At 65.7% G+C, this 13,709-nt stretch carries 17 protein-coding genes; 11 read left to right on the forward strand and 6 right to left on the reverse strand.

The window, feature by feature from the left end; all coding sequences use genetic code 11:
- The first annotated feature begins 79 nt into the window (after positions 1-79).
- The 3 genes from LIX00_RS00635 (at position 80) to LIX00_RS00645 (ending at position 1,813) form a co-directional block, all read left to right on the forward strand.
- Positions 80-385 (forward strand): hypothetical protein, encoded by a 306-nt coding sequence (locus LIX00_RS00635; RefSeq protein WP_227354259.1) that lies wholly within the window; start codon positions 80-82, stop codon positions 383-385.
- Between the two features lie 83 nt (positions 386-468).
- Positions 469-939 (forward strand): DUF2299 family protein, encoded by a 471-nt coding sequence (locus tag LIX00_RS00640; protein ID WP_227354260.1) that lies wholly within the window; start codon positions 469-471, stop codon positions 937-939.
- A 40-nt stretch (positions 940-979) separates the two neighbouring features.
- Positions 980-1,813, forward strand: coding sequence for an alpha/beta fold hydrolase (locus tag LIX00_RS00645; RefSeq protein ID WP_227354261.1), 834 nt, complete (start codon positions 980-982; stop codon positions 1,811-1,813).
- On the opposite strand, the gene LIX00_RS00650 is transcribed toward LIX00_RS00645, so the two are convergent.
- The gene (locus tag LIX00_RS00650) at positions 1,810-2,817 is read right to left on the reverse strand and encodes a PLP-dependent cysteine synthase family protein (protein WP_227354262.1); all 1,008 of its coding nucleotides are present in this window, start codon (positions 2,815-2,817) and stop codon (positions 1,810-1,812) included. The genes LIX00_RS00645 and LIX00_RS00650 overlap by 4 nt on opposite strands.
- A 100-nt stretch (positions 2,818-2,917) precedes the next feature.
- Between LIX00_RS00650 and LIX00_RS00655 the strand changes: the two genes are divergently transcribed.
- Both LIX00_RS00655 and LIX00_RS00660 read left to right on the forward strand, forming a co-directional pair.
- On the forward strand, positions 2,918-3,334 hold the full coding sequence (locus tag LIX00_RS00655; RefSeq protein ID WP_227354263.1) for a thioredoxin family protein: 417 nt from the start codon (positions 2,918-2,920) through the stop codon (positions 3,332-3,334).
- A gap of 598 nt (positions 3,335-3,932) precedes the next feature.
- Positions 3,933-4,304, forward strand: coding sequence for an FxLYD domain-containing protein (locus LIX00_RS00660; protein ID WP_227354264.1), 372 nt, complete (start codon positions 3,933-3,935; stop codon positions 4,302-4,304).
- Between the two features lie 322 nt (positions 4,305-4,626).
- On the opposite strand, the gene LIX00_RS00665 is transcribed toward LIX00_RS00660, so the two are convergent.
- Complete coding sequence (locus LIX00_RS00665; RefSeq protein WP_227354265.1) at positions 4,627-6,786, reverse strand: thioredoxin domain-containing protein; 2,160 nt, start codon at positions 6,784-6,786, stop codon at positions 4,627-4,629.
- A 79-nt stretch (positions 6,787-6,865) separates the two neighbouring features.
- On the opposite strand from LIX00_RS00665, the gene LIX00_RS00670 reads away from it, so the two are divergent.
- From LIX00_RS00670 to LIX00_RS00685, 4 genes are all read left to right on the forward strand, one after another.
- Positions 6,866-7,291, forward strand: a complete 426-nt coding sequence (locus tag LIX00_RS00670) for a DUF7522 family protein (protein ID WP_227354266.1) — start codon at positions 6,866-6,868, stop codon at positions 7,289-7,291.
- Positions 7,292-7,360: 69 nt separating this feature from the next.
- Positions 7,361-8,656, forward strand: a complete 1,296-nt coding sequence (purD, locus tag LIX00_RS00675) for a phosphoribosylamine--glycine ligase (RefSeq protein WP_227354267.1) — start codon at positions 7,361-7,363, stop codon at positions 8,654-8,656.
- A 63-nt stretch (positions 8,657-8,719) separates the two neighbouring features.
- A complete protein-coding gene (locus tag LIX00_RS00680; protein WP_227354268.1) occupies positions 8,720-9,016 on the forward strand; it encodes a DUF7344 domain-containing protein in 297 nt (98 codons plus the stop codon).
- A 31-nt stretch (positions 9,017-9,047) separates the two neighbouring features.
- Complete coding sequence (locus LIX00_RS00685; protein ID WP_227354269.1) at positions 9,048-9,563, forward strand: acyltransferase; 516 nt, start codon at positions 9,048-9,050, stop codon at positions 9,561-9,563.
- A 6-nt stretch (positions 9,564-9,569) separates the two neighbouring features.
- Here LIX00_RS00685 and LIX00_RS00690 read toward each other — a convergent pair whose 3' ends face one another.
- The 3 genes from LIX00_RS00690 to LIX00_RS00700 all read right to left on the reverse strand — a co-directional run bounded on the left by LIX00_RS00690 (position 9,570) and on the right by LIX00_RS00700 (position 11,566).
- Positions 9,570-10,346: a mechanosensitive ion channel domain-containing protein gene (locus LIX00_RS00690; protein ID WP_227354270.1), complete on the reverse strand. Its 777-nt coding sequence runs from the start codon at positions 10,344-10,346 to the stop codon at positions 9,570-9,572.
- A 1-nt stretch (position 10,347) separates the two neighbouring features.
- Positions 10,348-11,160 carry a diadenylate cyclase DacZ gene (dacZ, locus tag LIX00_RS00695; protein WP_227354271.1) on the reverse strand — a complete coding sequence of 271 codons (813 nt, stop codon included), beginning with the start codon at positions 11,158-11,160 and terminating at the stop codon, positions 10,348-10,350.
- A gap of 136 nt (positions 11,161-11,296) precedes the next feature.
- Positions 11,297-11,566, reverse strand: a complete 270-nt coding sequence (locus LIX00_RS00700; RefSeq protein WP_227354272.1) for a DUF7111 family protein — start codon at positions 11,564-11,566, stop codon at positions 11,297-11,299.
- Between LIX00_RS00700 and LIX00_RS00705 the strand changes: the two genes are divergently transcribed.
- The gene (locus LIX00_RS00705) at positions 11,565-11,927 is read left to right on the forward strand and encodes a PadR family transcriptional regulator (RefSeq protein WP_368410702.1); all 363 of its coding nucleotides are present in this window, start codon (positions 11,565-11,567) and stop codon (positions 11,925-11,927) included. The two genes, LIX00_RS00700 and LIX00_RS00705, sit on opposite strands and share 2 nt — an antisense overlap.
- A 211-nt stretch (positions 11,928-12,138) precedes the next feature.
- On the opposite strand, the gene LIX00_RS00710 is transcribed toward LIX00_RS00705, so the two are convergent.
- Positions 12,139-13,281, reverse strand: a complete 1,143-nt coding sequence (locus LIX00_RS00710; RefSeq protein WP_227354273.1) for an acyl-CoA dehydrogenase — start codon at positions 13,279-13,281, stop codon at positions 12,139-12,141.
- An 81-nt stretch (positions 13,282-13,362) separates the two neighbouring features.
- Between LIX00_RS00710 and LIX00_RS00715 the strand changes: the two genes are divergently transcribed.
- Positions 13,363-13,620 (forward strand): hypothetical protein, encoded by a 258-nt coding sequence (locus tag LIX00_RS00715; RefSeq protein ID WP_227354274.1) that lies wholly within the window; start codon positions 13,363-13,365, stop codon positions 13,618-13,620.
- Positions 13,621-13,709: the final 89 nt, after the last annotated feature.

Genomic DNA, 13,709 nt, shown 5'->3' on the forward strand with positions numbered 1-13,709 from the left:
CTTCCGTCGTTCGGAATCGAACCCCCGAGGCGACCGGTCGACCGACAGGACTACTTCCTCCCGCTTCGAATCCGAAACGATGCCCTCCAACCCTCCGTCCGATCACCCACCGCGGCGGATAGTCGGGCCGATCTGGGTTCGCGACGCCACGCTCCCGTTCCAACTCGTCGGGCTCTTCTTCGCGTTCGTCGGGGTCGAGATACTGACGTTCGGACTCGACTTCCTCCGGTTGCCGCTCACCGTCGCCGAGGTGATTCGTTTGCCGACGGACGCCTCCGTGCTGACGCACCACCCGGCGTCCGCGGCCTACCACATCGTGCTCGGATGCTTCTTCCTCTGTAGCGGCCTCGGAATCGGCGGCGTTCGCCTCCGGTTCGAGCGATAACGCCTGCATCGAACACCTACTCCGAACGGTCGGGCGACCCTCTCGGCGGAACCCTTATCCACGTTCTTCGCAACCTCCGTGACATGGGGGAGCACATCAGTTCCGAACAGGTGGAGGCGTGGCTCGACGAGAACGTAGTACAGGACGTGCAGCGCGTCTCGGACGACGAAACCGAGTTCAACGTCCAGCTACGACTCGCGCAACTTCCGCTCCACATCATCAAAGAGGAGACGTGGGGGCCGCTTCGGCTGGTCAGCAAGAACGCGTTCGACACGGATCGAACCATGCTCCTCAAGGAGGACGACCGGGACAGGCAGGAACTGTTGACCCGTATCGGTCCGGTGCTGGCGGCGACGCCGGGGTTCTACACCTTCCTCGACGAGGAGAGCGTCTCGTGCGATTTCGCGGAGGCGCACTCCATCCAGCTCGAACACCGCATCTATCCCGACGGCGCGAGCCAGCAGGCGGTGATGGAGGGCCTGATGAGCCTCGCAACCGCCATGCGATACCTCCAGAACACGGTCGCCTCGATGCTTCAGAGCCGAGCGGAGTGAGCGATCGGCTTTTTCCGTCCGACTCGCGTATCGTCACCCTGTGCCAACCGTCGACGAGCGGATCGGCGATTGCGACGGACTCCGAATCCGATACCTAGCGGCGGGCGAGCCGGGAGATCCGCCCGTCGTGCTACTTCACGGTGGCAGCCTCGACTCGGCGAGGCTCTCGTGGAAGCGCGCGATTCCGGCGTTCGCGGGCGATTTTCGCGTCGTCGCGCCGGACTGGCCGGGATACGGGGGGAGCGACCCGCCGGACGCGCCGGTCACCACGGGGTACTACCGATGCGTGCTCGGACGGCTCCTCGACGCGCTCGAACTCGAATCCGCGAACCTCGTCGGCGTCTCGATGGGCGGCGGCGTCGCCCTCGGTTTCGCGCTCGACGATCCGAGCCGCGTCGAGCGATTGGTACTCGTCGACAGCTACGGGCTCGGCGGGGCGGTGCCGGGCGGACCGGTCGGCTACGTCGCCGGGCGGCTCGGCCTGACCGGACTCGCGTTCTCCCTCCTGCGGCGGAGTCGACGGGCGACCGCGCTGGCGCTCCGGAGCGCCGTGGCGGGGACGCCGGACGACGAACTCGTGTCGGAGGTGTACGACGAAGTTCGCCGCCGCGGCCAGTCGGCGTGGATAGCGTTCCAGCGAAACGAGGTCGGCCCTCGGCGGCTTCGAACGAACTACGTCGATCGGCTCCCGGATCTCCCGGTGCCGACCCTGTTGATTCACGGCGAAAACGACCCGCTGGTTCCGGTTTCGTGGGCGGTTCGGGCCGGAACGCTGATTCCGAACGCGGAGGTTCGCGTGCTGCCGAACTGCGGGCACTGGCCGCCGCGAGAGAAACCGGAGGCGTTCGCGGAGCTGGTTCGGGCGTTCCTCTAATCGAACATCCCGGTCGAGAGGTACCGTTCTCCGCTGTCGGGGAAGACGGTGACGACGAGCGGGCAGTCGTCGTAGCCCTGTTCGACGCCGCCGTCGGACGTGACCGTCGACGGCGAATCGAACTCGTCGTCCATCGCCTCGCTCCACTCTTCGGGGACCTCCGGGCAGTTGAGTTCGGGTCGGGCGAGTCGCTCGGCGACGCGGTAGGCCGCGACGCTCGCCGCTCCGCTCGACTGGCCGACGAGGATCCCCTCCTCGCGGGCGAGTCGGCGACACTCCTCCTCGGCGTCCTCCAGCGACACCGTCTCGATGGCGTCGATGCGGTCGGCGTCGAGCAGTTCGCTCACGAAACCCGGGCCCATCCCCTGATACTCGTCCTCGCCGGACTCCCCGGTCGAGAGGACGGCGTTTCGTTCGGGTTCGACGGCGACGACCTCCATGTCGGGGTGCTCCTCCGCTAGCCGCGCCGCGGTGCCCGTGATGGTGCCGCCCGTTCCGACGCCCGCGACGAAGGCGTCTATTTCGCGCCCGTCGACGGCCTCGATAATCTCTTCCGCGGTCGTTCGATAATGGGCGTCCGCGTTGGCCGGGTTCTCGAACTGGCCGAGTTGGGTCGCGTCTCCCGACGCGGCGAGTTCGTCGGCCCGCGCTCGGGCGGCCTCCATATCGCCGTCCACGAGTTCGATGTCCGCTCCGTACGCCCTGAGCAGCTGCCGGCGCTCGGGCGACTTCGACGCGGGCATGACGATGGTGAGGTCGTACCCGCGGGCCGCGCACACGACCGCCAGCCCGATGCCCGTGTTGCCGCTCGTCGGCTCGACGATGCGGTCTCCCGGGTGCAGTTCGCCCGCTCGCTCCGCGGCCTCGACCATCGCCAGCGCCGGGCGGTCCTTCGCGGAACCGCCGGGGTTGAACGACTCGACCTTCGCCGCGACGGTCGCACCCTCGGGCGAGCGAACGTGGACGAGCGGCGACCCCACGGTGTCGAGGATGGACGATTTCATGATTCGGAAGTAAGTCGTCCACGCCTAAACCACTGATGGAATCCGGCAGGTGGTGCCGGAAGAAAGAGTCGTTTAACTGCATCCGACCCTAGGCGCAAGTATGGAATCGACCGAACCGAATCCGACGTGGGACGCGAGCGCGCACAGCGAGACGGTGAGTGCCATCGAATCCGGCGTCGGCGAAGTCACCTACCGCGTCTGGGGTGCGGACTGGTGCGGCGACTGTCGCTCCGCACTCCCCGACTTCTTCGCCGCGCTGGACGCCGCGGGCGTCCCCGAGGACGAGATACACGTCTACGAGGTCGACGAGGAGAAGGACGGCGAACTCGTCGAAGAGTACGGCGTGACGCTCATCCCCACCATCGTCGTCGAGCGGAGCGCGACGACCAACCGAACCGCCACGGACGACATCACCGCGGAGGAAGACGATGAGATCGTCCGGTTCGAGGAGGAAGAGAGCCTGCCCGCCGCGGAGTACGTCGCCGACGAACTGCTCGAAAGCGACGTGTTAGCGTAAGGGGACGGTCGGCAGTAGAGAGCGGTCTGTTGTCCGGTTTCATCGGTTAACCCCAATCTTTGCAACCGTCGTTAGAGACGGACCGCGTGTATAACGACGGGATCACGGCAGACGTCGGTACCCCTACTCGGGTCCCCCGATGGATGTGAAGTGCTCTCGGTGCCCGCCGCGATCGTCCCGATAGACACGCGGTACGTCTTCGTCGAAACCACTCGCACACTGATCGTTGAGTATCATCGTGATCGGCGAGACGTGCTGTTTCGAGCGCCCCGAACCCCTTCAGGGGCGGAAAAACCATCCCCGACGACCTCACGGAGAGTCGTTACTCGACCGGTGACCGTCGGTACGGTGGAGCTAGGCGGTTCTCAGCGAGACCACGGCCACCCGCCGCTCGTCAGCCCATCTTGAAATGTGTCGCCCACTACTGTTTCGTTATGACGAGTGCCAGCCGGCGCTGGAAGGGAGTGAATCGAGGATGAGGGATCGTTCTAAGGGGGTTTCCCGTCGCCGTTTTCTCGCCTCGGTGGGTGTTGGAACGACCGTCGTCCTCGGTGGTTGTGCGAGAACGAGCAACAAACCGGGGTACGAGAGTCGTAGCGTGAATGAAACCGCCGGCGACCCGCGGACGGCGAACGAGATGGTCGCGGCGGAAGCGCTGGCCCAACAGGATGCGAACGAGAGCGCCAGTCCCCTTAGCTCGCTCGAACTCGGGAACCACCAGTTCGTCGTCAAAAAAGGATACAAGGGGCCAACGGTGCAAGGCACCGCCAGCAATACGGGTAACGGTCTCCTCACGTTTGCCGAGGTTCGCGTGCGGGTGTACGACGATACCGGGGCTCAGATCGGACGCTATCTCGATACCACCGGCGACCTGACCGCCGGAGCAACGTGGCGATTCGAGGTGATTCTTCTCGCCTCGGCCAAAGAGATCGCGAAGTACGACATCGCTCTTGTCGGTATTCCAGACTGATGTATCGACTGAGGATAGCTCACGTGGGTTGGGTCGCACGTACCGTTCTGATGGCGATGCGATCCGGGTATTGAAGTACCACGCTGACCGTGACGCCACGTTCAACACCGTAGACCGCTGCCGTGGCGGAGCGATGCTCAAAAGAACTCACGAGTGACGATCTGTACCGGGCGCGTCGCTCGGTGAGCCACTATATTCGTGGTGAGTTCCCGTCGCTAAACCGATCGAACATCGGAGTTGCGATAGAAGCGTCAGTTCCGGGTAATACGAACCGACGGAGACCGACGGTCTCACCGACTGTCGGTGCGGTAGGGCCTTCTCCCTACACCGGCCGCAGGTCGTCGGCCCACTCCAGTCCGGCGTCGACGTCGGTCACCGGCGGCGAGCAGGTGAACGACCGACAGACGTAGAGGGTCGGTTCGCCGTCAGCGTCCCGGTTCGCCCAGATCGGCGGCGCGTCGTCCAATCCGAGCTTCTCGCACCAGTCCGCGAGGCCGTCCTCGGTCGGCGGCCGTCGGGTCAGAATCCGCGTCGGGAGGTACGCTTCGGCGAGTCGCTCGCGCCACGCCGCGGGGAGTTCGTCCGCGGCGACCGTCAGTTCCAACGAACCGGTGGCGCGGCGGTCCGCGGCGAGCGTCAGCGTCGCGTACTGCACCGGGTTCGACTCGACGGTCCGCGAGTGCGTTTCGAGCACCGACTCCGCGACGTCGGCGAACCGGTCGTGGGGCGCGAACTCCGAGAGCGCGAGGAGGAGGTCGGTGGCGACCCCCAGACTCGACGGCGTGGACTGGTCGGCCAGTTCCTGCGGGCGGGCGACCAGTCGCTCGCCGCTCTCGGGCGTGAAGTAGAGCGTCCCGCGCTCGCCGTCCCAGAACTCGCGTTCGACGGCCCGCGCGAGGTCGAGCGCGAAGCCGAGGTGGTCTCTCTCCCCCGTCGCCTGGTACAGGTCGAACGCGCCGCGCGCGAGGAAGGCGTAATCCTCGAGGTAGCCGTCGATGGCGACGTCTCCGCCGTGAGACGCGGTCTCACGAGCTTCCGAGTGCGACCCGGAAACGTCCTTGAACCGGCGGGAGAGCCGCCCGCTTTCGGCGTCCCAGAGTCGCTCCCGAACGAAATCGAGGGCCGACTCGGCGAGGTCGGCGTACCGGTCGTCGAGCACCAGTCCGCCCTCCGCGAGCGCGGAGACGAGCAGGCCGTTCCAGCCCGCCAGCACCTTCTCGTCGCGGGGCGGGCGTTCGCGCTCCTCGCGCGCGTCGAACAGTTTCCGGCGGGCGTCTTCGAGCAGTTCCGCCACCTCGTCCTCGGAACGGTCGTACTCCTCGGCCAGTTCGGGGACGCTCGCCCGCAGGGTGAGCACCGTCTTCCCCTCGAAGTTGCCCGGCGTCGTGACGCCGTAGCGGTCGCAGAAGAGGTCCGCGGCGGTCTCGTCGCCCACCGCGTCGCGAACTTCCTCGGGCGTCCAGACGTAGAACGCGCCCTCTTCGCTGCCCTCCTCGCCCTCGCTCCGCGCGTCGAGCGTGCTGTAGAAACCGCCCTCGGGGTGGCGCATCTCGCGTTCGAGGAAGGCGAAGGTGTCGCGGACGACGTCGGCGTAGCGTTCGTTCCCGGTGACCTGGTAGCCCGCGAGATAGACTCGCGGCAGTTCGGCGTTGTCGTAGAGCATCTTCTCGAAGTGCGGCACCGTCCACTCGCGGTCGGTCGCGTAGCGGTGGAACCCGCCGCCGACGTGGTCGTACAGACCGCCGCTCGCCATGGCGTCGAGCGTCTCGACCGCCACGTCGCGGAACTGCGCCGCGCCGGTTCGGTCGTAGGCGCGCAGGAGCAGGTCGATTCTCGCGGGTTGCGGGAACTTCGGCCCACCCTGCCCGAAACCGCCGTGTTCGCGGTCCGCGCTCCGAACCGTCTGCGAGGCCGCGGACCGGAGCAGTTCCGCGTCCGGCGCGTCGCCCGCCTCGGGCGTCGATTCCAACTCGCCCTCGATGGCGTTCGTCCACTGCTCGGCGCGATTCTCCATCTCCCCCCGGTCGGTCCGCCACGAGTTCCGGATGTTCTCGAGCAGGTCGACGAACCCGGGGCGTCCCCGCTGGGCGCGCTTCGGGAAGTAGGTGCCGACGTAGAACGGTTTCCCCTCGGGGGTCAGCCACGCCGAGAGGGGCCACCCGCCGCCGCCCGTCACCTGCTGGCAGATGCTCATGTAGATGGAATCGATGTCCGGGCGCTCCTCGCGGTCGACCTTGATGGGGACGAAGTGTTCGTTCAGCACAGCCGCGACCTCCTCGTCCTCGAAGCTCTCCTCTTCCATCACGTGACACCAGTGGCAGGCCGAGTAGCCGATGGAGAGGAAGATGGGGACGTCGCGCTCGCGCGCCGCCTCCAGCGCGGTCTCGTCCCACGGCTGCCAGTGAACCGGATTGTCGGCGTGTTGGCGGAGGTACGGGCTCTCCTCCTCGTCGAGTCGGTTTCGCCGCGTCGGGTCGTTCATGGTCGAAGGTTGGCCCCCGACTCACGTAAAGACCCTCGCCGCACGACTGATGTGGGTCGAAAGCGTACCGCATACGATTATGACAGAGACGGGAATCTCCGACCAGTTCGCGGACGAGATAGCCACGACCTGTCGGACGGGAATCGGGGACACGCTCAGGAGCGTCATCTACTTCACTCGGAACGAGTTCGACCACCTCTACCTCCGGAGCGACCTCTACGGGGGCGACGCCGAGCGAGCGCGAGAACTGGAGACGGTGTTCGTCAGCAACGAACGCCTCGGCTTCAGCACGAACGAGACGTACAGGCGACTCGAAGAACTGGGGGCCGAACCCGACCTCGGTGAGTATCAACTCACCATCCGCGCGTTCTCCGACGGGTTCGTCAGCCGGGTCATCGTCGGCGACCACGGCATCCTGCTGACGAGCGACAGCTACCACATCTCCGACTTCGAGGAGGTGGCGGTGTCGCTCAGGAAACTGTTGGCGGAACGAGCGCCGGAGTAGCCACGAACGTGCATACATCTCCGGAGGGTAACGACAACCTTTACACCGGTGTGCCCACATTTTGGCTGTATGAGCGAAACCGTACTGCTGGTCGGCGGTGGCGGCCGCGAACACGCCATCGCCCGGGCGCTGGCCGACAGCGACGCCGACCTCTACGCCTGCGCGGGAAACCGTAATCCCGGTATCGCCCGCCTCGCCGACGGATTCGAGAGTCTCGACGCGACGAACTCGACGGCCGTCACCGCCTACGCGGAGGACGTCGGCGCCACCCTCGCGGTCGTCGGTCCCGAGGGGCCGCTGGCGGCGGGCGTCGCCGACGCGCTGGAGGACGCCGGAATCTACGCCTTCGGGCCGCGTCGGGACGACGCCCGCATCGAGACGGACAAGGCGTTCCAGCGGCGGTTCATGGAGGAACACGACATTTCCGGCTGTCCGGACTTCGAGACGTTCGACGACGTGGAGGCGGCCTGCGAGTACATCGACGGATACGACGGCGACCTCGCGGTGAAACCCGCCGGACTGACCGGCGGCAAGGGCGTTAAAGTCATCGGCGACCAGGTGACCGCGGAGGAGGCGAAAGCGTACCTGCGCGACAGCGACTACGACCGCGTCGTCCTCGAAGAGCGACTCGTCGGCGAGGAGTTCACCGTGCAGGCGCTCGTGGCGAACGGGCAACTGCGGGTCACCCCGGCAGTCCAGGACCACAAGCGCGCGTACGAGGGCGACGAGGGACCGAACACGGGCGGAATGGGAAGTTACAGCGACGCGAACCTCGCGCTTCCCTTCATGACCGAGGACGACTACCACGAGGCCGTGGACGTGTTGAAAGCGACCGTCTCCGCCTTGGGTGACTACCGGGGCGTCCTCTACGGGCAGTTCATGCTCACCGCGGACGGCGTGAAAGTCGTGGAGTTCAACGCCCGGTTCGGCGACCCCGAGGCGATGAACACGCTCCCGGTGCTCGCGACCGACTTCCTCGACGTGCTCGTCGCCGCGCGCGAGGGCGAGGACCTTCCGAAGCTCTCGTTCGCGTCGAAGGCGACGGTGTGCAAGTACGCCGTCCCCGAGGGCTATCCGACCGACCCCGAAGCGGGCGCGAAGGTGGCGATAGACGAGGAGAGCGCGGGCGATGCCATCCTCTTTTTCGCCAGCGTGGACGAGCGCGACGACGGGATTTACACGACGACTTCGCGGTCGTTCGCCGTCGTGGGCGTCGGCGACTCCATCGCCGCGGCCGAGGAGACGGCGGAGGACGCCCTCTCGATCGCCGGCGAGGAAGGACTGCACGTTCGCCACGACATCGGCACCGACGACCTCGTACAGCGCCGCGTCGACCACGTGCAGGAACTACGTACCGGCGGGTAACGGACCGCCTGCGAGACCCTCAATCAGCCCATAACCAAGCGACAGTATCCAAATCCTTACAACATGTGCGAACGCCTCTCCCCCGACGAGATATTCGACGTCCTCGGCCACCGCTATCGACGGTACGTCGTCGCGGAACTGCTCGAGCGGGACGACGGGACGACGGTTACGGAACTGGTCGAGACCGTCAGTCGGCGGACGGACGCGGATTCGAACCGGATCGAAATCGGCCTCCTCCACTCGCATCTCCCGCGCCTCGAAAACGCCCACGTCGTCGAGTACGACGCGGACGCGGGCGTGGTCGAACCCACCACCGCCGTCTCCGATTTCGAACCGTTCTTAGAAATTATCGAGGAGTAGCTTCAAGCGATCAGGGTGCGAACCGCGGCGCGTGAGCGACGACACGCCCCACCGCCACGAGCGCATCGCGCGCCACCCGACGCCCGGCGGCCTGAACTCCCTGCAGTACTGGACGACGGCCCGCAGTCCGCTCCGGGTCGCGCTCAACTACGTCGTCATCTGGCTCGTGCGGATAAATCCCAGCCTCCGCCTGAAGAACTGGCTCCTGCGCCGAATCGGCGTCACGGTCGGGCGAGGGGTGTCGTGGGGTCTCGAATCGACGCCCGACGTGTTCTGGCCCGACCTCATCACCGTCGAGGACCACGCCATCATCGGCTACGACGCGACCATCCTCTGTCACGAGTTCCTCCAGGACGAGTACCGAACCGGCGAGGTCGTCGTCGGCGAGCGCGCGATGATCGGCGCGGGGGCCGTCGTCCTGCCGGGCGTCGAAATCGGCGCGGGCGCGCAGGTGGCCGCGAACTCGCTGGTGACCCGTGACGTGCCGCCGGGGGCGACGGTGGCGGGCGTTCCGGCGACGGAGATGTCGAGCGGGAGTCCGGAGTAGCCGAACTCAGTTTCGGAGCCGAACCGCGCCCCTCCGGAAGACGAGGTGGTTCGGGATGATGAACTCCTCGCCGTCGTTCTCGATGTGCGTGACGAACATGTCAACCTCCTGTACTATCCCCTGATTGCCGGCGACCCGAATCTCGTCGCCGATACTGTACGGTTGGTTGAGAAGGAGATAGATGCCGGCGGCGGACGAGCGGAGCAAGTCCCAGAACGCCACCGCACCGAAGACGATGACCGCGAGGATGTACGCTCCGAAGAGGACGAGCAGCGTGAGCACGGCGATACCGATCTGGCTCAGCGCGATGAGCGTGGCGATGTAGACGATGCTGTACTTGACGAGTCTCGGGAGCAAACTGACCTCGGGCAGTTTGACGCTCCGCAGTCGTTCGCTGACCAATAGCTCCGCCTTGTCGGCGATGATGAAGCCGACGATGAACACGAGCGCCGCGACGAACAGGTCGGGGATGAAGAGGATTATCTGCCAGAACAGTTGGGTGCTGAGGGGGAGCTCCGCGGTGTTGAGCGCGAGCAGGATGGCGACGCCGTAGATGAACCACGACGTGAGGCGGGCGATGAGCGACACCGTCGTCGTCCCGAGACTCCGCGCCGTGCGCTCGAACGGCGTCCCCTCCACGACTTCGTGAACGCCCGCGGCGCGCAGGATGCGCTTGTTCAAGCGGCCGAGGAGGTAGCCCGCGATGCCCCCGGCGATGATGATGAGGATGGCGAGGACGATTCGGTACTCCTCGCGCAGGAGCTGTTGCCACTCGGGTTGCATCCTAATACTCCTCCGGATCCAGTTCGAGGATGAGCTCACCGCCTTTGAACGACCGGACGAGGCCGTCGCTCTCGGAGAGGACGATTGCCGTCGCGTTCGTGTCGCGGGTGATGGCCCCCGCCGCCATGTGGCGCGCGCCGAGCCCCTTCGGGATGTCGACGCCCTCCGCGGAGGGTTCGAGGTAGCGGTAGGCGGAGACTATCTTCCCCGAGTCGGAGATGACGAACGCGCCGTCCAGCCGCGAGAACTCCTTCAGCATGACGTTCACGATGGGGTCGCCGACGTGAACGTGGGACTTCTCGAAGGGGTTGTACGACAGCGGGCGCGACTTGTTCATCACCTTGCCGGCGTCGCCGACGACGAACAGCGCGCCGACGGGCTTGCCTTTCTGTCCTTTCTTGCCGAGTTCGATGGCGACCTCGAACACGTCGCGGATGACCCCCGGGTCGGCCCGCGAGTTGGCGAACAGGCCGTAGATACCGGAGTGGGACTCCTCGTTCGCCCGAACGCGGGTGACGGTGTCGATGCCGTCCTCGAACATGGTCGCGATGCACGCGAGTTCGTCGCCGTCCTCCGTGATGCCCTGTTCTATCGCGCCTTCGATGCCGAACCGAATGCGATCTTTGACGTTGTCGAACTCCAGCGGGAGTTCGACGTACTCGCTCGCCCCGACGGCGTTGTCCGGCGCGACGACCACGACGTCGAGTTCGTCGAGGTCGGAAAGTCGCTCGTAGTACGAGCCACTCGGAGAGAAGAGGAACACCGCGTCGACGCCGGTGACGAGGTCGTTCAGAAGGTCGCTCAGGCTAGCCATTACTCAAGCCCACTCAATCACCGGAGAAAAGGTTTGCGGGGGTATATGTCATCGGTCGTTTCTATTTGCGGAACAGTCTATCGTCGTGGGCTAGAGAGGTTCCGTTCCGCACGTTCCCGGATTCGTACGATACTTTTCACATTCCCATGTCCGCGGCGACGTCGGGAACGGGGAGGTCGTTCGGTCGAACCCCCAGGCGTTCCGCCGCGTGGTCCAACGCCATGTCGAAGCCGTAGTATCGCTCCAGTTCCGAACCGTCGGCGGTTTCGCGCACCTTCAACATGCCGTACCCCTCGCGGTTCTGCGCGACGACGGCGGTTCGACCCTCGCGGGAGAGTTCGAGGACGCGCTCGTCGTCGGTCTCGAAGTAGCGCGCCGTGACGTCGCCTTCCGAAAGCGTGGTCATGGCGGTCGGTTCGGAGGCGGGGCAGTCGAAGCTATCGGTTCCGTCCGAAAGGGAAAACGACGTGGCGACGGACGCCGCACGCACCTACATGCGATGGCACCAGAGCGGAACCCGCCGCGACATCTGTATCATCCTCGCCGACGCCGGAGAGCTTCGCGGCCAACGGGTGAAGACGCGCCTCGAATCGCGGTACGACGAGCAGCTCGACCCGAAGCGGTTCTACGGAATGCTCGACAGGTTGGTCGAGAGCGGCCACGTCGAGAAGCGCGTCGAGGGACTGTACGACGTGTACTCGCTGACCGAGGTCGGAGGGCGGGCGCTCGGGGAGCAGTTCGAGTGGATGCGAGAGATGGTGGAGTGAGGGGAACCGTTCGGTTCTGGTGTGATTGCAACTACCAACAAGCAGACATCGAAAGCCCTCGCCCACTCGCGGTCGCCGAGACGACCACGTACGCGCGAGCGGAGGGCCCCTTCAGTCCACCGGCACCGCGCTCGCCACGCCAACGCGCGCCATCGTGGAACGTTCGTCTCGGGTAGCACCCAGAGCTTCCAAAATTAGCGGAACCGACCGTTCAGTCCAGCATCTGCGCCGCGATGGTGTTCCGCAGCACCTCGCTCGTCCCCTCGTAGATCTCGTTCAGTTTGGCGTCGCGGTAGTATCGTTCCACGTCGAAGTCGGTCGTGTAGCCGTAGCCGCCGTGGATTTGGATGCCCTCGTTCGCCACCTCCCTGCTGATTTCGCTGGCGAACAGTTTCGCCTGCGCGGCCTGCTTGATGTAGTCCTCGCCCCGAATCTTCCTGTCGGCGGCGCGGTGCATGAGCATCTTCGCGGCGCTGACCTTCGTGTCCATGTCCGCGAGTTTGTGCTGGATGGTCTGGAAGTCGCTGATCGGCCGGTCGAACTGCTCGCGCTGCTGGGCGTACTCGAGGGCGTCGTCCAGCGCCGCGCGGGCCAGTCCGATGGAGCGCGCCGCGATGGTGATGCGCCCGCCGTTCAGCGTCTTCAGGGCGTGGACGAACCCCCGCCCCTCCTCGCCGAGGAGGCGGTCCTCCGGGATGCGCATATCGTCGAACCGGAGTTCCGCGGTCGGACAGCCCTTGTCGCCGAGTTTGTGCTCCGTGCCCTCGACGTGGAAGCCGTCGTCCTCCTCCGGGCGGACGACGAACGACGAGATGCCCTTGTTCCCCGCGTCGGGGTCGGTCTTGGCGAAGACGGTGACCGTCTCGGCGACCGACCCGTTCGAGATCCAGAGTTTGCCGCCGTTCAGCACGTACTCGTCGCCCTCCCTCTCCGCCGTGGTGTCCATCGCGGGCACGTCGCTCCCCGCGCCGGGTTCCGAGAGCGCGAACGCGCCGATGTCCCGCCCCTCGTTGAGCGGCGTGAGATACTCCTGCTTTTGCTCCTCGTTTCCGAACTCGTAGAGCATGTTGCCAGCGAGGCTGGTGTGAGCCGCGACGATGGTGCCGACGCCGCCGCTTCCGCGGGATATCTCCTCCAGTCCGATGGCGTAGGAGTGGTAATCGAGTCCGGCCCCGCCGTACTCCTCGGGGAAGGGCATCCCCATGAGGCCGAGGTCGGCCATCTGGTCGATGAGGTCGCGGGGGAACTCGTCCGTCTCGTCTATCTCCGCGGCGCGAGGTTTGATCTCCTCGTCCACGAACTCCGCGACCATGTCCCGGATCTGTTTCTGCTCTGCGGAGAGGCTGAAGTCCATACCGGAAAATGCGACTAGTCAATCCTTTACTTTTCCCATCCCGCTCGACGCTCGGCGGTCGACGGCGGTCCGTCCATCGGCGTGAAAGGCTCGAACGTCGAGGAGCGCCGTCCCCTAGCGGTCGAGCGCGTCACCGCCAGGTCAGTGAATTCATACGTTTCGACGGTGAACCGACGCACGAAAATGGCCGCGCAACGCGAAGTTCTCGCCGTGCTACTCGCGCTCGAGTTCGTCGTCGTCGCCGCCGTGGTGTTTCTAGTGGTGCCGTTCGAGGCCGCACTTCCGCTAGCGCCGATGTTTCTACTCCTCGTGTTCGCGCTGTACAAGTACTACTTCTGAATGGCTCCGTGGGGTCTGTCTTCCGGCTTCACTAAATTTGCCACGTGCGCGCCCGCAATAATTCCAGAGGCTCGACGGACTGCCTGATA

Source organism: Haladaptatus salinisoli, assembly GCF_020614375.1.
Taxonomy (GTDB): Archaea; Halobacteriota; Halobacteria; order Halobacteriales; family Haladaptataceae; genus Haladaptatus; species Haladaptatus salinisoli.